General features: G+C 35.7%; 17 protein-coding genes. 9 read left to right on the plus strand and 8 right to left on the minus strand.

Annotated features, from left to right (window positions below; all coding sequences use genetic code 11):
* Positions 1-281: 281 nt before the first annotated feature.
* From glgB to H964_RS07520, 5 genes are read left to right on the plus strand one after another with little or no spacing between them, the layout of a single operon-like run.
* The gene (gene glgB / locus H964_RS07500; RefSeq protein ID WP_039766265.1) at positions 282-2,219 is read left to right on the plus strand and encodes a 1,4-alpha-glucan branching protein GlgB; all 1,938 of its coding nucleotides are present in this window, start codon (positions 282-284) and stop codon (positions 2,217-2,219) included.
* A 32-nt stretch (positions 2,220-2,251) separates the two neighbouring features.
* The gene (locus tag H964_RS07505) at positions 2,252-3,430 is read left to right on the plus strand and encodes a glucose-1-phosphate adenylyltransferase (protein WP_039766267.1); all 1,179 of its coding nucleotides are present in this window, start codon (positions 2,252-2,254) and stop codon (positions 3,428-3,430) included.
* 19 nt (positions 3,431-3,449) lie between these two features.
* The gene (gene glgD, locus H964_RS07510; RefSeq protein WP_039766269.1) at positions 3,450-4,592 is read left to right on the plus strand and encodes a glucose-1-phosphate adenylyltransferase subunit GlgD; all 1,143 of its coding nucleotides are present in this window, start codon (positions 3,450-3,452) and stop codon (positions 4,590-4,592) included.
* Positions 4,589-6,022 carry a glycogen synthase GlgA gene (glgA, locus tag H964_RS07515; RefSeq protein ID WP_039766272.1) on the plus strand — a complete coding sequence of 478 codons (1,434 nt, stop codon included), beginning with the start codon at positions 4,589-4,591 and terminating at the stop codon, positions 6,020-6,022. The genes glgD and glgA overlap by 4 nt, the downstream gene beginning before the upstream one ends.
* A gap of 30 nt (positions 6,023-6,052) precedes the next feature.
* Positions 6,053-8,515 carry a glycogen/starch/alpha-glucan phosphorylase gene (locus H964_RS07520; protein WP_039766274.1) on the plus strand — a complete coding sequence of 821 codons (2,463 nt, stop codon included), beginning with the start codon at positions 6,053-6,055 and terminating at the stop codon, positions 8,513-8,515.
* An 88-nt stretch (positions 8,516-8,603) separates the two neighbouring features.
* Here H964_RS07520 and H964_RS07525 read toward each other — a convergent pair whose 3' ends face one another.
* Positions 8,604-9,248: an SGNH/GDSL hydrolase family protein gene (locus H964_RS07525; RefSeq protein WP_039766332.1), complete on the minus strand. Its 645-nt coding sequence runs from the start codon at positions 9,246-9,248 to the stop codon at positions 8,604-8,606.
* A gap of 28 nt (positions 9,249-9,276) precedes the next feature.
* A complete protein-coding gene (locus tag H964_RS07530; RefSeq protein WP_039766276.1) occupies positions 9,277-10,227 on the minus strand; it encodes an ROK family protein in 951 nt (316 codons plus the stop codon).
* Between the two features lie 201 nt (positions 10,228-10,428).
* Here H964_RS07530 and H964_RS07535 point away from each other — a divergent pair, with 201 nt between their 5' ends.
* The gene (locus H964_RS07535; RefSeq protein ID WP_039766278.1) at positions 10,429-10,863 is read left to right on the plus strand and encodes a hypothetical protein; all 435 of its coding nucleotides are present in this window, start codon (positions 10,429-10,431) and stop codon (positions 10,861-10,863) included.
* Between the two features lie 65 nt (positions 10,864-10,928).
* Here H964_RS07535 and H964_RS07540 read toward each other — a convergent pair whose 3' ends face one another.
* The 3 genes from H964_RS07540 to H964_RS07550 form a co-directional block, all read right to left on the minus strand.
* The gene (locus H964_RS07540) at positions 10,929-12,158 is read right to left on the minus strand and encodes a WG repeat-containing protein (RefSeq protein ID WP_051109318.1); all 1,230 of its coding nucleotides are present in this window, start codon (positions 12,156-12,158) and stop codon (positions 10,929-10,931) included.
* A 589-nt stretch (positions 12,159-12,747) separates the two neighbouring features.
* On the minus strand, positions 12,748-14,835 hold the full coding sequence (locus H964_RS07545; RefSeq protein ID WP_039766280.1) for a ribonucleoside triphosphate reductase: 2,088 nt from the start codon (positions 14,833-14,835) through the stop codon (positions 12,748-12,750).
* Between the two features lie 226 nt (positions 14,836-15,061).
* The gene (locus H964_RS07550; RefSeq protein ID WP_039766282.1) at positions 15,062-15,748 is read right to left on the minus strand and encodes a 4Fe-4S binding protein; all 687 of its coding nucleotides are present in this window, start codon (positions 15,746-15,748) and stop codon (positions 15,062-15,064) included.
* Positions 15,749-16,188: 440 nt separating this feature from the next.
* On the opposite strand from H964_RS07550, the gene H964_RS07555 reads away from it, so the two are divergent.
* Genes H964_RS07555 through H964_RS07565 form a run of 3 tightly spaced genes read left to right on the plus strand, consistent with a single transcriptional unit; the run spans position 16,189 to position 18,569 of the window.
* Positions 16,189-17,424 carry an LL-diaminopimelate aminotransferase gene (locus H964_RS07555; RefSeq protein ID WP_011916338.1) on the plus strand — a complete coding sequence of 412 codons (1,236 nt, stop codon included), beginning with the start codon at positions 16,189-16,191 and terminating at the stop codon, positions 17,422-17,424.
* 12 nt (positions 17,425-17,436) lie between these two features.
* Positions 17,437-17,757, plus strand: coding sequence for a heavy metal-binding domain-containing protein (locus H964_RS07560; protein ID WP_011916337.1), 321 nt, complete (start codon positions 17,437-17,439; stop codon positions 17,755-17,757).
* A gap of 23 nt (positions 17,758-17,780) precedes the next feature.
* On the plus strand, positions 17,781-18,569 hold the full coding sequence (locus H964_RS07565; protein WP_011916336.1) for a type III pantothenate kinase: 789 nt from the start codon (positions 17,781-17,783) through the stop codon (positions 18,567-18,569).
* 51 nt (positions 18,570-18,620) lie between these two features.
* On the opposite strand, the gene H964_RS07570 is transcribed toward H964_RS07565, so the two are convergent.
* From H964_RS07570 to H964_RS07580, 3 genes are read right to left on the minus strand one after another with little or no spacing between them, the layout of a single operon-like run.
* The gene (locus H964_RS07570) at positions 18,621-19,613 is read right to left on the minus strand and encodes a CotS family spore coat protein (RefSeq protein WP_011916335.1); all 993 of its coding nucleotides are present in this window, start codon (positions 19,611-19,613) and stop codon (positions 18,621-18,623) included.
* A 43-nt stretch (positions 19,614-19,656) separates the two neighbouring features.
* Positions 19,657-20,625: a hypothetical protein gene (locus tag H964_RS07575; RefSeq protein WP_011916334.1), complete on the minus strand. Its 969-nt coding sequence runs from the start codon at positions 20,623-20,625 to the stop codon at positions 19,657-19,659.
* The gene (locus tag H964_RS07580) at positions 20,616-21,617 is read right to left on the minus strand and encodes a phosphotransferase (protein WP_011916333.1); all 1,002 of its coding nucleotides are present in this window, start codon (positions 21,615-21,617) and stop codon (positions 20,616-20,618) included. The genes H964_RS07575 and H964_RS07580 overlap by 10 nt, the downstream gene beginning before the upstream one ends.
* Positions 21,618-21,622: the final 5 nt, after the last annotated feature.

Genomic DNA, 21,622 nt, shown 5'->3' on the forward strand with positions numbered 1-21,622 from the left:
TAATAGTTACATTTTTATAACTATTATAGCCCTCAACATAAGTCAAGTCAAAATCAAATTTAAAGCTCTGTTTTATGGGTATAAACATATTAGAGAAAAGATTTTCTTATTGCTTTAATTTTACAGTAATGTTATAATCAAAGTGTGTTTTGTATGGTTTATATAATTATGCGTAAAAATTTTTAGCAACCTTACTATTCTAATTTGTACTTAATTTCTTCTGTGTTTTGTGCAAATTTAATCTCACCCCCCTCAAATTCCTATCAGTGGAGGTAAAACTGATGATAAAAAAAGTAAAATCTACAATATATTTGTCTGATATTAAAAGATTTGAAGCAGGTGAGCATTTTGAAAGCTATAAATTCTTAGGAAGCAGGGTTGTAAATTACAGAAGCAAAGTAGGCACTGTTTTTTGTGTTTGGGCACCAAATGCAAAAAGTGTATCTCTTGTAGGTGACTTTAATAATTGGTGTGGCGAAAATCACAAGATGATGAGAGTACATGGTAGCGGGTTTTGGTGGCTGTTTGTCGAAGGGCTTCTAGAAGGTGAGCTTTACAAATATGAGATTATTGGTGCTGACGGAAAAAGAGTTTTAAAAGCAGACCCTTATGCAATCTACTCAGAAGTCAGACCTAACACAGCATCAATTGTCAAAAATATCCCAGACTATGAATGGCATGACCATGAGTGGATGGAGAAAAGAAAGGTTACCCCTCCTTATGACAAACCCATCAATATTTACGAGCTTCATCTTGCTTCATGGAAAATGAAAAAGGATGGCACTGTAGAAAAAGCTGGTGAATTTTATAATTACCGTGAACTTGCTCACATGCTTGTTGATTATCTTAAAGAAATGAACTACACACACATTGAGCTTTTGCCAGTTTTGGAGCATCCTTTGGACATGTCTTGGGGATACCAGCCAACAGGATACTTTTCTGTAACCTCACGCTATGGCCGTCCTGAAGACTTTATGTACTTTGTCGACATTATGCACCAAAATGGAATTGGGGTTATTGTCGATTGGGTACCTGCTCACTTTTGCAAAGATGAGCATGGACTTTACAGGTTTGACGGGACATTCTTGTATGAATATGAAGATGAGCTTTTGAGAGAAAACTACACTTGGGGCACAGCTACATTTGACTTTTCAAAGCCGCAGGTGCAAAGTTTTCTTATCTCAAGTGCAATGTTTTGGTTCGATGTGTACCATATTGATGGAATAAGAGTTGATGCAGTCTCGCACATAATTTACATGAACAACAATCAGAAAAACAGGTATGGTGGACATGAGAATATTGAAGGAATTGAGTTTTTTAAAAAACTAAACAAAGCAATCTTTTCAAAATATCCAAATATTCTGATGATTGCGGAAGAGTCTACTGCTTTCCCACTTGTTACATACCCTACTTATGATGGCGGCTTGGGATTTAACTATAAATGGAACATGGGATGGATGAATGACACGCTGAAATACATGCAGTTTTACCCAGATGAAAGAAAACATCATCACAATCTCCTAACATTTTCTATAATGTATGCTTTTTCAGAAAACTTCATCCTGCCATTTTCGCATGATGAGGTTGTACATGGGAAAAAATCGTTACTTGATAAAATGCCAGGAGAATATAATCAAAAGTTTGCAAACTTAAGACTTCTTTATGGTTATATGTACACACATCCGGGCAAAAAGCTACTTTTTATGGGCAGTGAGTTTGGTCAGTTCATTGAATGGAGATTTTATGCATCTTTGGATTGGCTGCTTTTGGACTATCCCATGCATAGAATGCTTCAGCATTATGTCAAGAGTTTAAATAGATTTTACTTAGAGAATAAAGCTCTGTGGGAGCTTGACCATAAAATGGATGGTTTTAAATGGATAGATGTTCACAACTGGGAGCAAAGTGTCATATCATACTTGAGATTTTCAAAAGACCCTGATGATTTCCTTGTTGTTATTTGTAACTTTGGTCTTGTTTCATATGAGAGTTATAAAATAGGTGTGCCAAGAAAGGGTATATATTTGGAAGTATTTAACAGTGATAAAGCTGAATTTGGTGGTAATAATATAGTAAACACAGAAAAATTAAAAACTATTGATGAAGTTTGGCATGGATACCCCCAGTGCATTGAATTTAGATTACCATCTCTTTCATGTCTAATCTTCAAACCAGTTGAACTTTTTGAAGATACAAAAGAAAAAGCTACAGATGAATAAAATTGTTATACAAATAGAGGTGATTGGACAAGATGAACGGCCTTAAACGTGAAATCATAGCAATGATTCTGGCAGGTGGTCAAGGAAGCAGGTTAAAGGAACTTACTAAAGCAAATGCAAAGCCAGCGGTAGAGTTCGGGGGAAAGTACAGAATAATAGACTTTACTCTCAGCAACTGTACAAACTCATCAATTGACGTTGTCGGTGTTTTGACACAGTATCAGCCATTTACACTGCACTGTCACATCGGAATCGGAACTGCATGGGATTTGGATCGCACAAAAGGCGGTGTTTACATCCTGCCACCTCACACAAACGACAGTGGGGGAAACTGGTACAAAGGAACTGCAGATGCTATCTATCAAAATATGAACTTTGTCGAGCTTTTCTCACCAGAGTATCTTTTAGTACTGTCAGGCGACCATATCTATACTATGAACTATCAAGAGATGCTCAAATTCAATAAAGAGAAAAAGGCTGATGTGACAATTGCTTGTATAGAAGTACCAATACAAGAAGCTTCAAGGTTTGGTATCATGAACACCAGAGAAGATAATAGAATATACGAATTTGAAGAAAAACCAAGACATCCGAAGAACAACCTTGCATCTATGGGAATTTATATCTTCAACTGGGAAATTCTTAAGAGATATCTGAAAGAAGATGCAAAAGATGAAAATTCTGACCATGATTTTGGTAAAAATATTATCCCCAAGATGTTAAAAGGTGGTGAAAAACTATTTGCTTATCCTTTTAGAGGATACTGGAAAGACGTTGGAACGGTTGAGTCATACTGGGAGGCAAATATGGACCTTTTGAATGAAAGCTGTCCAATAGATGCTCCCAGCTGCTGCAGTTTAGACCTTTATAATGATGAGTTTAAGGTATATACTTCATCAATTGCCTATCCTCCCCAATACATAGCCCCAGGTGCAAATGTGAAAAAGTCCATGATAGTTGAGGGGTGTTGCATCTGGGGCGAAGTTTACAACTCGGTTTTGTCTTACAATGTCTACGTTGGTAAAAATGCAAAGGTCATAAACTCTGTAATTCTCAGTAATAGCCACATTGAAGATGGTGCGGTTGTTGAAAATGCAATTATATGCTCTGGAGCAAAGGTCTCAAAAGGATGCATTGTGAGAGGAAAGCCTGGTAAAATTGCTGTTGTCTCTGAGAATAAAAAGCAAAGTTCAAATTTAATTTTAGAATAAAATTTTGGGGGAGATTAAAATGCTTACAAATTACTTGGGCATTGTAAGTCTTACAGAAAACGATAGTAAATTAAAAAGTTTAACAGCCACAAGACCTTTAGGCGCTATACCTATCTTTGGAAGATATAGAGCAATTGATTTTGCACTCTCAAACCTTGTTAATGCAGGCATTACAAATGTTGGAATTTTAGCGCCAACCAAGTCAAGGTCACTTATTGACCATGTAGGAACAGGCAAGCCATGGGATTTAAATAGAAAAGTAGGTGGTCTTTACATCTTTAATTATTCTTATGATCCACCTTCAATCAGTGATATAAAGCTTTTGAAAAGCAATATGGAGTTCTTACTTCGCAGCAGAAAAGAAATGGTGATATTTACTTTATCACATATGATTTGCAATATTGATTTTGAAGAAGTCGCAAAATACCATGAAGAGACAAATGCCGATATTACAGTTGTTTACAAAAAGGTAAGCAATGAAGATGACCTTTTCTTAGATGCACCAACCCTGATTTTAGACCAAGACTCAAAGGTCGTGGGAGTTGGGAAGAACATTGGAAGGCGCATACTTGTTAATATTTCCTTGGACATGTTTTTGCTTAGCAAAGAATTTTTAATCGAATGTATTTTAGGCTGTTTGGAAAACGGCAATTGTGGTTCGTTTAGGGATTTTGTGTATAAAAACGTCCAAAATATGAATGTAAATGCTTATGAGTTCAAAGGATACGTTGGGTGTATAAATTCAATATCTTCATATTTCAAGGTATCAATGGATATGTTAAATGTTGATATTCAGTCAGAGCTCTTTTCAAAAGAAAGGCCAATTTACACAAAATCCAACGACTCACCACCAACTCGATACTTTTCTACATGTGATGTTGAAAACTCTTTTATTTCAAATGGCTGTTTAATTAAAGGAAAAGTAAAAAACAGTATAATTTCGCGTGGGGTTGTAATTGAAAAAGATGCGGTGGTAGAAAATAGTATAATATTTTCAAAGTGTATTATCAAAAGTGGAGCAGTTTTGAAAAACGTGATTCTTGACAAAAATGTTGTAATTGACTCAAACGCAACCTTGATTGGACATAACAAAAATCCTCTTGTGATGGAAAAACAAAGTAAAGTTGACTTTAGTGTTCTAAAAGAGGTGAAAAGACTATGAATGTACTTTTTGCTGTATCAGAAGCATTTCCGTTTGCAAAAACAGGTGGTCTTGCAGACGTTGCATACTCTCTTCCAAAAGCCCTCAGAAAGCTTGGTGTTGATATAAGGGTAATTATGCCCAAGTATGGTGATATTCCCTCTGATTATACAACAAAAATGAAACACCTTTGCCACTTTACTGTTCCTGTTGGATGGAGAAACCAATACTGTGGAATTGAATACCTCAATTTTGATGGAATACCCTTCTATTTTATTGACAATGAATACTACCTCAAAAGACCTGGCTATTATGGGTACTACGACGATGGTGAGAGATTCTCTTACTTTTCAAGAGCAGTTTGTGAAGCTATCTACCATCTTGACTTTGATGTTGACATAATCCATGTAAACGACTGGCACACAAGTGTAATACCAGTCTTACTGAAAGCTCATTACAGTCACTCTCCAAAGCACCAAAAGATAAAAACAGTACTTACAATCCACAATTTAAGATATCAAGGAGTATTCCCAAAAGAGGTCATGTATGACCTTCTTTCTTTGCCCGATGAATACTTCGACGAAAACAAGCTCAAGTATTATGATGCAATCTCATTTTTAAAAGGTGGCATTATCTTTGCAGACAAAGTTGTAACAGTTAGTAAAACATATGCCAATGAAATTAGGACACTTTCATACGGCGAAGGACTACATGGACTTTTGTCTGGAATTGGAGAAAAATTAGTAGGCATTGTTAACGGAATTGACTACGAAGTTTGCAATCCTGCAACAGACAAACTTATTTTTGTAAATTATGATGCAAATACGTTTGAGAGTCGTAAAAAAGAAAATAAGTTTAGACTCCAGCAGATGTTAAACCTGCCCGTTTCAGATGATATTGTACTCATCGGTATGGTCTCAAGGCTGACAAAGGAAAAGGGAATTGATCTTATTGAGAGAATCTTAAGCAGGCTTTTGACACTGCCTGTTCAGCTTGTTATCTTAGGGGCCGGTGATTATCACTATGAGCAGATGTTCAAATACTATGCTATAGCATACCCATCTAAGGTCTCTGCAAACATATGCTACAGTGAAGAACTTGCACGAAAAATTTATGCTGGATCTGACATATATTTAATGCCGTCTTTGACAGAGCCTTGTGGAATATCCCAGCTCATTGCTATGAGATATGGAACTGTGCCGATTGTGAGAGAAACTGGTGGGCTTAAAGATACGGTAAAACCTTATAATCAGTTTACAGGTGAAGGCTGGGGATTTTCATTTGCAAACTATGACCCAGCAGAGCTTTTTGCTATTATAAAGTACGCACTGTCTATTTACTCAGATAAAGCACAGTGGAGGTCTATTGTTCATCAAGCAATGACAAGAGACAATTCGTGGAATGCTTCAGCAGGTGAGTACAATAGAGTGTATGAACAGCTGTTAAAATAAATTTTAAAAAAGCAGGAGGAAAAACTTCAAATGGTTAATGGAATTGCAGGACTCAGCAAAGATGAGCTCAAAGAAAAGATAAAGAATGATTTTCAGCGAAAGATAATCTCCCTTTTTGCCATAGACCCAAAAGAAGCAACAACTTATCAGCAGTACCTTGCGCTTGGTGAGGTTATAAAGGAATATTCTTTTGAAAGATGGCTAAAAACAAATAAATACTACAAACAAAACGATGTTAAACAAGTTTACTACTTCTCTATTGAGTTTTTGCTCGGCAAGCTTCTTGTGAACAATCTAATCAACTTGGGAATTCGTGATGTGTGCAAAGAAGCACTAAATGAGCTTGGACTTTCACTTGAAGAAATTGAGGAGGCAGAAAGAGAGCCGGGCCTTGGAAATGGAGGCCTTGGCAGACTTGCTGCGTGTTTTTTAGACTCAATGGCTTCAATGGGTCTTCCTGGTCATGGAAATGGCATCAGATACCGCTATGGTCTTTTTGAGCAGAAGATTCAAAACGGGTATCAAATAGAAGTTCCTGATAACTGGCTTTCGGAAGAGTATGTGTGGGAGGTAAAAAGAAGCGATAGAGCTTGCATTGTAAAGTTTGGCGGAACAGTGCGTTTTGACATTGTTGATGGAAAACTGAAAGCCTTCCATGAAAACTATGAGTCTGTATGGGCAATACCTTATGATATTCCTATAATTGGATATGGCTGCAACACTGTAAATACTTTAAGACTTTGGAGTGCTGAACCGTTTGAAAATGTATTTGACTTTGCATCGTTTTCAAGAGGTGATTATATAAAGGCTGTTGAGTACAGGTACATGGTACAGTCTATAACTCAGGTTTTATATCCTGATGATACAAACGAACAAAATAGAATTCTTCGGCTAAAACAGGAATACTTCTTTGTGTCAGCCGGGGTTCAAAGTATTATCAGGACATTCAAAAAAAGAGGAAAGCCTATATATGAGCTTCCAAACTATGTAATGATACAAATCAACGACACACACCCAGCACTTGTCATTCCAGAACTTATGAGAATATTGATCGACGAAGAAGGTTTGGGCTGGGAAGAAGCGTGGGAGATTACTACTAACACTGTGGCATATACAAATCATACAATAATGGCTGAAGCTCTGGAAAAGTGGCCAATTGACATGGTTAGGACTCTTCTTCCAAGGATATATACAATTATTGAAGAAATCAACAGAAGATTTTGCAGCGAGATGCTTGAAAAAACAAACGGCGATTGGCAAAAAGTTTGCAATATGGCCATCATTCACGACGGTCAAATAAACATGGCACACTTAGCTGTCATTGGAAGTAAGTCAGTAAACGGCGTTTCAAAGCTTCATACTGAAATTTTGAAAAATGAAGTATTGAAATGTTTTTACACCTTATATCCAGAAAAATTTAACAACAAAACAAATGGAATTACACACAGAAGATGGCTGGTTGAGGCAAATCCAGACCTGGCAAGGCTTATCTCTGAGTGTCTTCAGACAGATAGGTGGATAAAAGAGCCAATGCTGATGCTAAAGTTCAAAGACTTTGCAGATGACAAACTCACCCAAGAGCTATGTAGCAACATTAAATTCAACAACAAGATAAAGCTTGCAAAGTATATAAAAGACAAGTACAACATAGTTGTTGACCCACGTTCAATCATCGATATTCAGGCAAAGAGGCTCCATGCTTACAAACGCCAGCTTTTAAACGCTCTTCATATTTTACATCTTTACAATATGTTAAAAGAAAATCCAAATTTAGATATTTATCCGCGAACTTTCATCTTTGCAGCAAAAGCAGCACCTGGTTATATCCTTGCCAAAAAGATTATAAAACTCATAAATTCCATTGCTGAAAAAGTCAACAAAGACCCAGATGTAAAAGACAAGTTAAAGGTTGTATTTTTAGAAAACTACTGTGTGTCGTTGGCAGAAAAGATTATTCCTGCTGCAGACGTGTCAGAGCAAATCTCAACAGCTTCAAAAGAAGCTTCTGGCACAGGCAATATGAAGTTTATGATGAACGGAGCAATTACCTTAGGAACTTTGGATGGTGCAAATGTTGAAATAAAAGAAGCTGTGGGTGATGAGAATATTGTGATATTTGGACTTTTGGCAGAAGAGGTTTTGGACTACTACAAAAACGGTGGATACAGTAGCTCTCAGCTTTACCAGAAGGATTTGCGAATTAGAAAGCTTATTGACCAGCTGATTGGAAACTTCTTTGATGTGCCAAAGGATGAGTTTATGGATATATATCATCATCTGATAACATACAACGATGAGTATTTTGTTTTAAAAGACTTTGATTCATATCATGAAGCTCAAATGAAAATTAATAAACTCTACCGAGATACAAAGCGCTGGCGAAAAATGATGATAATCAACATAGGAGCATCTGGAATTTTTTCAAGTGACAATACAATTCAAAAGTATGCTGATGAAATTTGGCATATTAAAAGGGTTGAAATACCTGATTGAAATCCATCTTGAACAATTTAAAATATAAAAATTGGGCAGGCAAAAATAAGAAAGCTACCCCCCCTTTTGCCTGCCCTGCTTTTATTCTTTAAAACCCTATTGCTTTCAAAAACTCGTTTGCAATTATCATATGACCTGTTAAATTTGGATGAATTCTGTCAAGCGCAAGTGAATATGAATGATAGTATTTTAAAAATCTATCGAAAGCCTCTTGAACATCCACAAAAATGGCACCATGTTTTTGTGCTATTTCCTTCATTGCAAACCTGTATTCATCCATCTTCTTTCTCATTGCGTCCTCTTTGTTGTCCTCTATAATAAATGGTGACATCAAAACAAGCCCTTTTAAGTCTGGCTTGGTCAAGTTTATAAGCTCCTCCAAGGTAGACTTGTACTCATCTAAATACACATGACATTCAGGAATAAGTGGATTGTCAAACTGGCGCCAAACATCATTTACACCAATCATTATAGAAAGCCAGTCTGGTTTTAAATCTAAAACATCTGTCTGCCAGCGCGCTTTGAGATGCCTTACTGTATCTCCTCCAACACCCATATTTATAACTCTTATTTTGCTTTCAGGATACTTTGCAAGAAGCTGAGCTGAAACAAGAGAAACATACCCGCTGCCCAAATTGTTCCAATGCAAACCTTCGCCAACCGGTCTTGCCCTTCCACAGTCTGTGATAGAATCACCAATAAAAAGAAGTTTTGAGCCTTTTTCAATTAACATCAAAAACTCACCTTCTTTTATAAGTTCTTTAAATCTGCTTTGCCAAAAGCGCAGCACCAATTATACCTGCATCATTTCCTAAGACAGCTGGAATTATTTTAGGAGGTGTTATTTGCTTGCAATAGAATTTTTCGTAAACATACTCTCTTACCGGTCCAAGCAGGTATTCACCCTCTTTGCTAACTCCTCCGCCAATGCAAATTACCTCTGGTTCAAATATATTGCAAACATTTACAAGCCCTTCTGCTAAATATTTTACATACCTATCAACAATTGCTGCACCAGTGCTATCTCCCATTCGCTTTGCATCAAAAGCTGTTTTTGCATCAATCTTAGAAATATCGCCCCCTACAAGTTTCATGATAGTGCTGTTTATATCCCTTGCAGCAGCCTCTCTTGTCATTCGAATAAGAGCTGTTGCAGATGCGTACGCTTCCCAGCACCCTCTTCTACCGCATGTGCACTGTTCACCATCAACACAAATAACCATATGCCCCAGCTCTGCACCTGCATGATGTGCCCCTGTGTATATTTTTCCGTCAATTATAATTCCACCGCCAATGCCAGTTCCCAATGTGATTGTAACAGAAATCCTTGTGCCTTTTGCACCACCTGCTATATACTCTCCATATGCTGCACAGTTTGCATCGTTTTCTATGTTAACAGGCTTTGGAATGTATTTTTGAATCTCTTCTCTCATAGGAACGTTCAAAAAAGCAATGTTGTTGCTATAGAGAATCATTCCCTTTTCATTGTCAGGTGTGCCGGGGCTTCCAATACCAACTGAGTGAATGTCATCCAAAGAAAGCCCACACTCTTTTACAAGATTTAAACTCAGCTCTGCCATGTCTTTTAATATTTCTGAGTAGTGCCTGTGCGCACCTGTCGGAACAGTCCCTTTTTTTATGATTTTCCCTTCTTCATCAACAATTCCTGCTGCAATGTTTGTTCCCCCAAGGTCAATTCCTATGTAATACACCTTCTCTCTCCTTTCCAATTCTTAAGATTTTGATTTTATTATATCAACAAAAAGAGATTAAGTAAAATATACTTTTTAGTCTTTATTTTTAGATATTTTGCATAATAAGTTTGCATAAAAATTAAATATTTTTTGTTAGCTACAAGAATTGTTTTTTTTGATATTATGAAAAAAAATTTGCAACATAATAGAGGAGAAGCTATGAAGTTAATAGGTAAAATATTTGAGGTCTTTTTTAAATATTTTGTTTTAGTCCCTGCCTTTATTGGCTTTATTGGGGGTACTATTCTTTCCATTATTAACAAATCATTTGGCGGTCTGCTATTGATGTTAAGTGTTATAATTGTCTATTTGTTTTTACCCGAATTAGCATTGCTTATAGGAAGGTATGGATTTGAAGATATATGGAAACAATTTGGAGTCCAAACAAAACCTGACTTTACAAGACCATGGAACCTAACTAAAATAGCATTATTAATATCTTGTTGCACAGCAGTAATTATTTCCATTTTAAAAATAATTGAAACAAAAAACTTCTTCTACCTTTTCGGTATCCCAATCAGTGGTTTGTTGTTTTATCTGGTATTGATAGCAGATAATTTAATAAACAGAGTAATATATAACAAAAAGAGCTAATCAGCGTGTTAAAAACATATCTGATTAGCTTTCTTTTTTATTTTTAGTTTACAAACGAGTAATATTTAATTGTAAAGCCTGAAATTTTGATAGTTTAACTTTACATTATTATCCATTTTCTTATTACCTGGCTCTTCAAACATATAAAACCCCTTTATTTTTCTATTATTCTCTACAATTGCTATGCCTTCAGAAATATTTAAAAAGAGGTAAGGTTTTTTGACTTTAGCTTTTATATTATTTTCCCTATCAATTACCATCGAGTAATCTCCTTTTTGGACAATAGCCAAACCATCAATAAAGTCAGTTGCATAATCATATTCAAACGGTATAACTTCTTTACCCTTTGCATTTAAATATCCGAACTTATCCCCTTTTTTAGCAACTGCTAAACCGTCAAAGAAATATCCTATAGAATCATACTTAAACTCCACAATAATTTCTCCGTTAATATTTACAACTCCAACCTTTCCACCAAAAGTTGCAGGTGAAAGCTCATTTACGAAAAATCCTAACCATGAATAACTTGGACTAATAATTATTCTACCACTTTTATCAATAACGCCAAATTTGTCTTCTTTAATTACCATTCCTCTTCCCTTATAAAAAGAACTCACGCCATCAAAAAATAAATTGGTGATAAAATTTCCTTTTTTATCAATATAAGTCCACTTTCCGTTTACTTTTACAGGTGCAATACCTTCAGAAAAACTTCCTGCCGCCTCAAACCTAACAGGGATTACAAGTTCGCCCTTTGAATTTATATAGCCCCATTTTGAGCCCTTTTTGACAGCCGACAAACCCTCGCTCATACTGCTTATTAAATCATATTGATATTTAAATGTGCTAATTTTCCCTTCTTTAGGTTCTATATAATACCATTTATTTTTTTTCTTCGAAAGAAATCCTTCTGCGAACTTAACACCAAAACTATCAAAAACACAAGGAATTATCTCATGTCCTTTTGTATCTATATATCCCCATTTACCTTTTTTGCATATATTTGCAACACCCCCATCAAAAGGGAGAGCACTGTCAAATATAAAATTTGTAACCTTATTTCCTTTTTTATCAATATAGCCATACTTACCATTTAACTTTACTGCCACTTTTCCTTCAGAAAAATATGACAAATCGTCAGCAACATATCTTTCATTTAGTTCAATAAACAAAGGACTGTTTTTAAAAGCAAATGAAAATATGCTAAATAAGAATAATGTAAAAATTAAGAATAATGCTGCTAATGATGTTATTACAATATATTTGTTACAAAATGGGATTTTTCTTCTTTTCATGCAAACTCACTCCATTATCCATAAACCTGTACATGCGTGTTAGGTACTTTTATTAGATTAGTAAATTGGCGTTATATCTATGGAAGCACCATTTATACTAAATGAAATGCTTGGTGTTACACTTCTTGTATATTTTGCATAATGTCCATATGCATCAGCTACAGTTGTATTTGATACATTTGCTTTAATTCTTAAAGCCATAAAAGCTCTATTATTAATTTGTGTTTCGTACGTTTGGATAACAAATGCGTATCCTTGTGCACTTTTCTCATATGCTGACCAATAATAATCATACTGCCCCGGTTCATAGATACCTAAATTAGATGAATATAATGTATATTCGTGTCTTAAATACTCACTATCTTTAATTACATATAGGCCATCAAATTTGCGTTATCACATTAGCTTATTTAAAAACTACCTCTATTTTTTAACCTTTAATTTTATTTTAATCTACAAAAATAAAATTGTCAATATTTTTTAAATTACACTTACAATTTAATTTTGTAATATAATAAACAAAAAAAGGAACTGCCTTCACTGTTAAAAAGACAGTTCCTTTCTTAAATTAAACTAATAACAAAAACCTTTACCTTCTAACTGCAATCTTATACTCTTTTCTAAACTTAAACTCCTCTTGCTTGCCCTTGTTCCAGCACTGAACGGGTCTGTAGTAGCCAACAACTCTTGAGTAAACCTCACACTCTTTGCCGCATGTCGGACAGCTAAAGTGCTCACCTGCAACATATCCGTGGTCTGGGCATACAGAGAATGTGGGTGTTATTGTATAATACGGAATTCTATAGTTATAAGCAATCTTTTTGACAATCTCCTTGCAAACTTGAATGTCATCAATCTTTTCACCAACAAAGCCGTGCAAAACAGTTCCGCCTGTGTAGCGAATCTGAAGCTCTTCTTGATGGTCCAAAGCTGTGAATATATCATCTGTGTAGTCAACAGGCAGCTGGGTTGAGTTTGTGTAAAATGGCTCGTCTTTTCCTGATGTAATTATATCTGGGAACATCTGCTTGTCTTTTCTTGCAAGCCTGTATGATGTTCCTTCTGCAGGTGTTGCTTCTAAGTTGTAAAGTATTCCTGTTTCTTCTTGGTACTTTCTTATTCTTTCTCTCATAAAGTCAAGCACTTTGATTGCAAACTCTCTTCCCTCCTTTGTATCAATTCCAACACCCATGAAGTTAAGCAGGCTTTCGTGCATTCCAACAATTCCAATTGTATTGAAGTGATTCTTCCAATACTCTCCAAATCGTGCATAGATGTCGCGCAGATAAAATCTGGAATATGGATACAAACCTTTCTTGGTAAGATCTTCTAATACCTCTCTTTTTATTTCAAGGCTTGTCTTTGCAATATCCATAAGTCTTGCTAATCTTTCAAAGTATTCATCTTCGGACTTTGACAGGTATCCTATTCTTGGAAGGTTGATTGTAACAACTCCAATTGAGCCTGTGAGCGGATTTGCACCAAAAAGTCCCCCGCCACGTTTTCTGAGCTCACGATTGTCAAGTCTAAGTCTGCAACACATTGACCTTGCATCTTCAGGTTTCATATCAGAGTTTACAAAATTGCTGAAGTAAGGAAGACCATACTTTGCTGTCATCTCCATGATTTTGTCAACAACAGGACTGTCCCAGTCAAAATCCTTTGTTATGTTGTATGTTGGAATCGGGAATGAGAAAATCCTGCCTTTTGCATCTCCTTCCATCATAACCTCGGCAAATGCCATGTTGAAAATATCCATTTCACGTTGAAACTCTTTATAGGTCCTATCCATAATCTGACCGCCAATGATAACAGGTTCATCTTTCAAAGTGGAAGGTGGCACCAAGTCCAACGTAATATTTGTAAACGGGCTCTGGAAACCCACCCTTGTTGGCACATTTGTATTGAACACAAACTCTTGAAGTGCTTGTTTTACATCAGAATATGTGAGTTTGTCATAGTATATAAACGGTGCAAGGTATGTGTCAAAGTTAGAAAATGCCTGTGCACCTGCTGCCTCACCCTGTAGAGTATAAAAGAAGTTTACAACCTGACCAAGAGCGCTTCTAAAATGTTTTGCCGGCTTTGATGCAACTTTGCCTTCAACTCCTGTAAATCCGTTTAAAAGAAGGTCTCTCAAATCCCAGCCACAGCAGTATACGCCTAAAACACCCAAATCATGAAGATGAAAATCACCGTTTATATGCGCCTCTGCAACCTCTTTTGGGTATATCTTGTTTAGCCAGTACTTTGAAATAACCGCTGTTGATATGTGGTTATTGAGCCCCTGGAGAGAATAGCTCATGTTGCTGTTTTCATTTACTCTCCAGTCTTCTTTCCCAATATATTGGTCAACTGTATTCTCAATGTCCAAAAACAGGTTTTTGAACTCTCTCATATCCTGATGCTGTTTTCTGTAAAGGATATAAGCTTTTGCTGTCTTTGCATGACCGTTTTCTATCAAAACCTTTTCTACTATGTCCTGAATGTCTTCAACATGAGGGATTGAATAGCCAAACTTCTTTTCCAAAAGCTCTATGACCTGGTCAGTAAGCTTTTCAGCAATTGAATAATTAGAACCTCCAACAGCCTTTGCTGCCTTAAAGATCGCATTTTCTATCTTTTTGCGGTCAAAGTCAACAATCGTCCCATCCCTTTTCATAACCTTTGTTATCATTTTTCTTTACCCCTTTCACATGCCAATCTTTAAAATACTCATTTTAAACAGCCTTAAAGATTTTATACCACTATATATTGTGTCTAAAACATTTCCTGAACACAATATATTATATTCCAATACCATTTTCAAGTCAATGCAGAACAAGAAGAATTATAATTGAAATTAAGGAAATATAAGTAATAAAAGAGCAAAAAATAAAAAGCAGTTCTTCAAAATGCTGCTTTTAATCTAAGCTCACAAGAGCATCCTTAGGACATACCTTAGCACAAGTTTCACACCTTATGCAGTTTATACTTTCCACTATTCCGTTTTCTTTAAAAGAGCAAACCTCTATCTCCATTGGACAGTTTTTATTACAAAGCTTACACTGAACACATTTACTTACATCTATTTCAATAGGTCTTTTCCTTTTCCCTACCAAACCACTTATTGTTCCCATCGGGCAGACAATACACCACGTTCTTGGCTTGAACAAAATTCCACCAATTATTGCCAATAAAGAGGTAAGCCACAAAAGCAAAACTACTCCCTTGCCAAACTTATATATATCCCCACCACTTCTTATCACATTCAAAACTATCATAAGCATGAAAAATACAACCCAAAATGCCTTTGAAAAACCTGACTTCAAAATTTGTGGAACTGACCTTTGAAAGCTGAGTTTAGAGATGAATTCGTCCAAAAAAGCACCTCTTGGACAGAATCTGTAACACCAATATCTTCCTTTATAGAAACTCAAAACTACTGCTCCTGCCATACATACAAATGCGAAAAGTCCCATTAGAGGACAAAACAAACCAGCTATAATAACTGTCGGCAACAAAAGTGCAACAAACGGCTTGTAGTTGAGTTTTTTCGCTCCTGTTTTCTTTTTATTGCCTTTTTCTAAACCTTTCTCTAAAATCTCCATTCTGTCTATACCCCCTTGCCTTTGTTTTTTGTAAGTCGCAATTTTCAGATATGATATATACCATAGGTAGGTATTGTAGGTCAATTGGAAAAGTTAAATGAAATTTTTCATGGTTTAAAAGTTCCATTTTTTAATTGTGCATAAGCTATGGTTTGTAAAAGCTTAGTGTAAAATATTTATTAGGAAAAACTTAAGTAGTTGTGTTGCTTTCAATTTCTTAAATGTAGGGATATTCTGATAAAAAAATTTTTCGAAAATTCTCCACACTATATAAAAGCATATTGCCCTTTCAAATTTTTATTGATTTATGTTAAAATATCACTAACACATTAGTTTTGAATGTTTCTATTTCATTGGAACCAAAATAAATTACCACTAATTTACAAGAAAAATAACACAGAAAATATAAATTTGTGATTTTTGAAGGAGGTAGATATTAAATGGAAAGCTTTATTCAGAACATGTTTGCAGAGCGAATTGGTGGAAGCAACTTTGGAAAAGAGACAGTTTTATATAAGTTCGAAAAAATTAAAAGAGCAAAGGCTAAGGCAAAAGAGCTTCACCCTGATATGGAGCTAATTGACATGGGTGTTGGTGAGCCGGATGAGAAAGCAGACATGGGTATAATTGGAACTTTGGCCTATGAAGCTGGAAAAGATGAAAACAGAGGATATGCTGATAATGGAATTTATGAATTCAAAGTAGCAGCTGCAAAGTATTTAGAAAGAGTATATGGTGTAAAGGAAATTAACCCTGACACAGAGGTCAACCATGCAATCGGTTCAAAGTCAGCATTGGCGCTCTTGCCATATGCATTTATAAACCCTGGTGATGTGACAATCATGACGGTGCCAGGTTATCCTGTGCTTGGTACAATCACAAAGTGGCTTGGCGGAGAGGTTTACAACGTTCCACTTTTGAAAGAGAATAACTTCTTGCCGGATTTAAGTTCTATTCCTGCTGATATCAAAAAAAGAGCAAAACTGATGTACTTAAATTATCCAAACAACCCATGCGGTGCTGTTGCAACAAAGGAATTCTTTGAAGAGGTTGTTGAGTTTGCTGCAAAGAACAACATTATAGTTGTACATGACGCTGCATATGCTGCTTTAGTGTTTGATGGATACAAACCTTTATCTTTCTTATCTGTTGATGGTGCAAAAGAGGTTGGAGTTGAAATTCATTCACTTTCAAAAGCATACAACATGACAGGTTGGAGACTTGCGTTTGTTGCAGGAAACGAACTGGTTGTAAAGGCATTTGCAGCTGTCAAAGACAATAACGACTCTGGTCAGTTTAAGGCAATTCAAAAAGCAGGTATTTATGCTCTTGAGCATCCTGAAATTACTGAGAAGATAAATGAAAAATATTCCCGCCGTCATGACCTTCTTGTGAAAACATTGAGAGAGCTTGGTTTTGATGCTCAAAAACCAAAGGGGTCTTTCTATTTGTACGTTGAGATTCCAAAGGGAATTAAAAATGGCCGAAGGTTTGAGACAGCTGAAGAGTTTTCGGAATACTTAATCACAGAAAAGTGCATCTCAACAGTTCCATGGGATGACGCAGGACATTTTGTGAGATTCTCAGTCACATTTGAGGCAAAAACACCTGAGGATGAAATAAGAGTTATGGAAGAGCTCAAGAGAAGACTTTCTGATGTGGAATTTGAATTTTAGGAGGTTTTTTTGATGATTGTTACAACAACTCCCTCTATTGAGGGCAAAAAAATTGTGGACTACAAAGGAATTGTGAGCAGTGAAGTAATTGTAGGAGTCAATCTTGTAAAAGACTTTATAGCTTCTATCACAGACATATTTGGCGGAAGGTCCGGAACATACGAAAATGAACTTATAAGGGCAAGAGAAGAAGCTCTGCAAGAACTTCAAAACAGGGCTGCAATGCTTGGTGCAAATGCTGTAGTTGGAATTGACATTGATTATGAGGTTTTGGGAACAAACGGAAGTATGCTAATGGTCTCTGTCACAGGAACTGCTGTTGTAGTTGAATAAACTTCTTAAAAGGTGAAGATACGATGAAAGACAAACTTTTAGTTGTTGATATTGGAAATACAAACATTGTGTTTGGGGTTTATAAAGGAAAAGACCTTCTTGCAAGCTACAGGATGAAGACAGACAAGGAAAAGGCAGCAGATGAGTTCGGAATCTTGATGACTCAAATGCTAAGCTACAGTGGTATATCACCATCTGAAATAATGGATGTTATAATATCTTCTGTGGTACCACCTATAATGTACTCATTTGAAAGGGCCATCCAAAAGTACTTCAATTGCACACCGATTGTTGTAGGACCTGGAATTAAGACAGGTTTGAACATCAAAACTGAAAATCCTAAGGAGGTTGGCTCAGACAGGATTGTCAATGCAGTTGCTGTAAATGAGCTATATGGCGGACCTGCCGTGATAATTGACTTTGGTACAGCAACAACATTTTGTGCCCTGAGCTCTAAATCAGAATACCTTGGTGGTGCAATTGCACCTGGAATAAAAATATCAGCAGAAGCTCTTTTTTCCCATGCAAGCAAACTTCACAGAATAGAACTTCAAAAACCACCAACAGTCATTGGCAAAAATACAGTGCATGCGATGCAGTCAGGTATTATCTACGGATATGTTGGTCTTGTTGATTATATGGTAAACAAAATCAGAGAAGAGATGAATGAAAAGGATGCAAAAGTGATTGCAACAGGTGGGCTTGCAAGATTAATTGCTCAAGAGTCAAAGACTATCCAAATTGTTAATCCTATTTTGACGTTGGAAGGTTTGAGAATTATCTATTATAAGAACAAGCAGGTGATTCTATAGAAAGTAAAATGGGGCTACTAACCAAGTCTTCTGGTTTTGTAGCCCTTTTTTCTATATCTGCTTTTCCAACCATTTTATAAAGTCATAGTGAAAGTCTCTTTCGCTAATTACCTCGTTTAGCTTTGCAGTAAACACCTTTTCAGACCAGCTTTTCTTACCATTGTAATATCGGTTACACGTTTTCCAGTATCTATATGGAAAGAGCAGAATGATATATATCAGTTCAAGCTCATCTTTGCTCAAAGGCGAGATGTTTGAGTACCAGTTTATGATGCTCTCGCCTGTTTTTATATCCCAATGAATCCTTTTTAGAACCTTTTGCATAAAACTTGCGATATCAACTACTCTCAAATCATACGTAAGATAGTCAAAGTCAATTATATACACATCTCCATCTTGGGTATAGAGTATATTATGGTATGAATAGTCGCGGTGGATAAAACCTCTTTTTTGTCTTGCCTCTTCGCAAAGGCTACTATATTTAGAATTTTTAATCTTTTCGAAAGCTTCTTTAGCAAGCTCATAATAATACGAATATGTAAATAAATACTCATAATCAAACATGCTTTTTCTCTTTTCTGCCATTTTTCTCATACGCGAAAACTCGTTACACCTTTTTTCAAAGCGTGTCATGAGTTTCCCTAAATCGTCTCGTATTCTCGCACCTTGCGGGACATCTGTATAACCATAAGACGCCTCGTGCATGAGAGCAAGCTTTTCCGCTGCAGCTTTTAGCTCAATTGGATTTTCAAGCTCACACTCTCTTGCATCTATCCAGTCAGTGAGAACATAAATATCGTCATTCAAGATAACATATGGCTCACCAGCTTTGCTTAAGTTAAACCTGTCTATATCTAAAAATCCTCTTGAAACAAGGTGTTCCTTTCCACCGTGGATAAACAAAAGTGTCTCCACTGAATAGTCAACCTTTTTAAAGCATTTTAAGCCGCTGTCTGTGGACAGTACAAGAATGTCACGAATGGGCATAAAATAAAAAACCTCTATATCAAAAAACTGAGTTATTTCTTCTCTGAGCAAAATCATAAAAAACACCTCCCACTAAAAACTATATGAAAAATCCTAATATTTAATGCAGGGAGGTGAGAATTTTATGCTTGTATTCATCTTTTTCACAAATTCTATTTATCTTTTCTTCAAAACCTCTAAATGCCCACTCCAAATTTCCAAGCTTTAATAGCTTTTTGATCACGCTAAAATACTCATATGGCAAAAGCAAAAGTGCTAATATTAGTTTCTGCCTGTACTGGTCAAAAGATGTGATGTAAAAGCGTCCAATAATCTCGTCAAAATCCAAGTCCTTATTTCTTTTAAGTAAGCTTTTGACAAAGGTTGCAATGTCTTTTTCGCGAATGTTTAGCTCCACATCGAACATATTTAGAAGTCTTAATTTATTGTAGCTCCTTACTATATTCTGAAGAGTAAGTTTTCCATGAATAAACCTATTTTCTTGCATAGATCGTCCAATGATGTCAAGATATCTGTCATCCTCTAATATCTTTGTTGCCTTTTCTACATATTCAATATTTTTATCAATTGTCTTTAAAATAACTTTTTTTAAGCTGTCATTTTTGATAAGGTTAGGATTTTGTTTTACTTTCGTAAAAACCGAATACATGTTTCTCGCTGCAATTCTGTCTTTGCCGTAAGAAGCTTTATATCTTGCACCAACTGTTGAAGTAAGGTTAGTAGAAGCCGCGTGAAACATATTTATAAATTCTACACAGTTTGAGATTTCTTTATCAACAATCTCAATTGGTTCCTTTTTAAAATGTTCAATTAGGACATAAACTGATTTGTCAAACCTCAGGTAAGGACAACCATCCTTTGTTGGGAGAATCTTTTCAAAGCTTACAAACCTGTTTTCCTTCAAATGTTCTTGACAATGGTAAATAAAAACAATCTCTGCCGGAGACAACTTTACTTTTTTAGCAATGTACTCTGCTTTTGCAGTTTTTATCAAAAACTCATTTTGCAGTTGTTTCATACTCTTTATATTCATCCCATACTGAAGCGAGATTATATTTTTCAGTGCCAATTCAACTTCCCCCCTACAACCTTATTTACTATCATCTCCTTTCTTGTCTGTATTTCAATAGCGCCTTTTAGTCTTTTTAAAAAATACTCTTCAGTCCATGGCTGTTTTTCAAAGTAGTACTGAAGCCCAACCTGCCAAATCTCCTGGGGAAAAAGCATCAAAATCCAAAACACTTCAAACCAGAACTTTTTGGGAATACCTTTTTCCCTTAACAGTTTCAGATAAAACTTAAAAATGTCGATATTCCACTCATTTGTTTTTAAAATCCTCACACCTAAGTTGACAAAATCATGCACATCATAATCAAAAACAGCATAGTCAAAGTCTATGAGATATACATTATCCTCAGCGAAGATAAAGTTGTGATGAGCAGGGTCATGGTGGATAAGTACCTTTTGGTTCGACATTCTAAAATAACTACCTATTTTTTTCACAAAACATATACACTCAGCAAACCTATTCTCAAATCGATGAATGGTCTTCAAGAAACACTTATCAAATGTGCTATATACTTCTTTTTGATGTATAATATTCTCCATTGTTTTTATTTGTGAATACTTATTTTGAAAAATCTCTTCATAGCAAGGAAGGTGCATTCTATCTTCCTGTTTTGCAAAACAAATTGTAGAGGTGTGAAGATGGTCTAAAATGCTTACAATGACCTTCAAATCAGAAAATGTTTTGTAATCTGCTCCTCTACCATCAATCCATTTGCACAGAAGACAAACTCTTCCAAAGTTGTCTAAAAAATAAAAGCCACCATCTATTGTTCTTTCAAAGTCAATCAGGTGGCTTTTGAACGATGTTTTTTTCAGGTGTGAATAGACATCCATAATAAAGTCTACGCGCGATTTGTCCACTCTGCTTAGTTTTAAAAAATATTTCTTTTTATCCTTTGTTTTAATGAAATATGCATTTGTTTTAATTTGTTTTATTCTTTCAATCTTGATTGAATAATTTTCTTCTACTAATTTGAAATTTATCTTTTCCACGAAAT

Origin of the sequence: Caldicellulosiruptor sp. F32 (assembly GCF_000404025.1) — a bacterium.
Lineage (GTDB): Bacteria > Bacillota > Thermoanaerobacteria > Caldicellulosiruptorales > Caldicellulosiruptoraceae > Caldicellulosiruptor > Caldicellulosiruptor saccharolyticus.

What these genes read in the sequence shown, in the direction of transcription:
- glgB (WP_039766265.1), top strand. Translation starts at nt 282, where the DNA reads ATGATAAAAAAAGTAAAATCTACAATATATTTGTCTGATATTAAAAGA.
- H964_RS07505 (WP_039766267.1), top strand. Translation starts at nt 2,252, where the DNA reads ATGAACGGCCTTAAACGTGAAATCATAGCAATGATTCTGGCAGGTGGT.
- glgD (WP_039766269.1), top strand. Translation starts at nt 3,450, where the DNA reads ATGCTTACAAATTACTTGGGCATTGTAAGTCTTACAGAAAACGATAGT.
- glgA (WP_039766272.1), top strand. Translation starts at nt 4,589, where the DNA reads ATGAATGTACTTTTTGCTGTATCAGAAGCATTTCCGTTTGCAAAAACA.
- H964_RS07520 (WP_039766274.1), top strand. Translation starts at nt 6,053, where the DNA reads ATGGTTAATGGAATTGCAGGACTCAGCAAAGATGAGCTCAAAGAAAAG.
- H964_RS07525 (WP_039766332.1), bottom strand. Translation starts at nt 9,248, where the DNA reads ATGTTAATTGAAAAAGGCTCAAAACTTCTTTTTATTGGTGATTCTATC.
- H964_RS07535 (WP_039766278.1), top strand. Translation starts at nt 10,429, where the DNA reads ATGAAGTTAATAGGTAAAATATTTGAGGTCTTTTTTAAATATTTTGTT.
- H964_RS07540 (WP_051109318.1), bottom strand. Translation starts at nt 12,158, where the DNA reads ATGAAAAGAAGAAAAATCCCATTTTGTAACAAATATATTGTAATAACA.
- H964_RS07545 (WP_039766280.1), bottom strand. Translation starts at nt 14,835, where the DNA reads ATGATAACAAAGGTTATGAAAAGGGATGGGACGATTGTTGACTTTGAC.
- H964_RS07550 (WP_039766282.1), bottom strand. Translation starts at nt 15,748, where the DNA reads ATGGAGATTTTAGAGAAAGGTTTAGAAAAAGGCAATAAAAAGAAAACA.
- H964_RS07555 (WP_011916338.1), top strand. Translation starts at nt 16,189, where the DNA reads ATGGAAAGCTTTATTCAGAACATGTTTGCAGAGCGAATTGGTGGAAGC.
- H964_RS07560 (WP_011916337.1), top strand. Translation starts at nt 17,437, where the DNA reads ATGATTGTTACAACAACTCCCTCTATTGAGGGCAAAAAAATTGTGGAC.
- H964_RS07565 (WP_011916336.1), top strand. Translation starts at nt 17,781, where the DNA reads ATGAAAGACAAACTTTTAGTTGTTGATATTGGAAATACAAACATTGTG.
- H964_RS07570 (WP_011916335.1), bottom strand. Translation starts at nt 19,613, where the DNA reads ATGATTTTGCTCAGAGAAGAAATAACTCAGTTTTTTGATATAGAGGTT.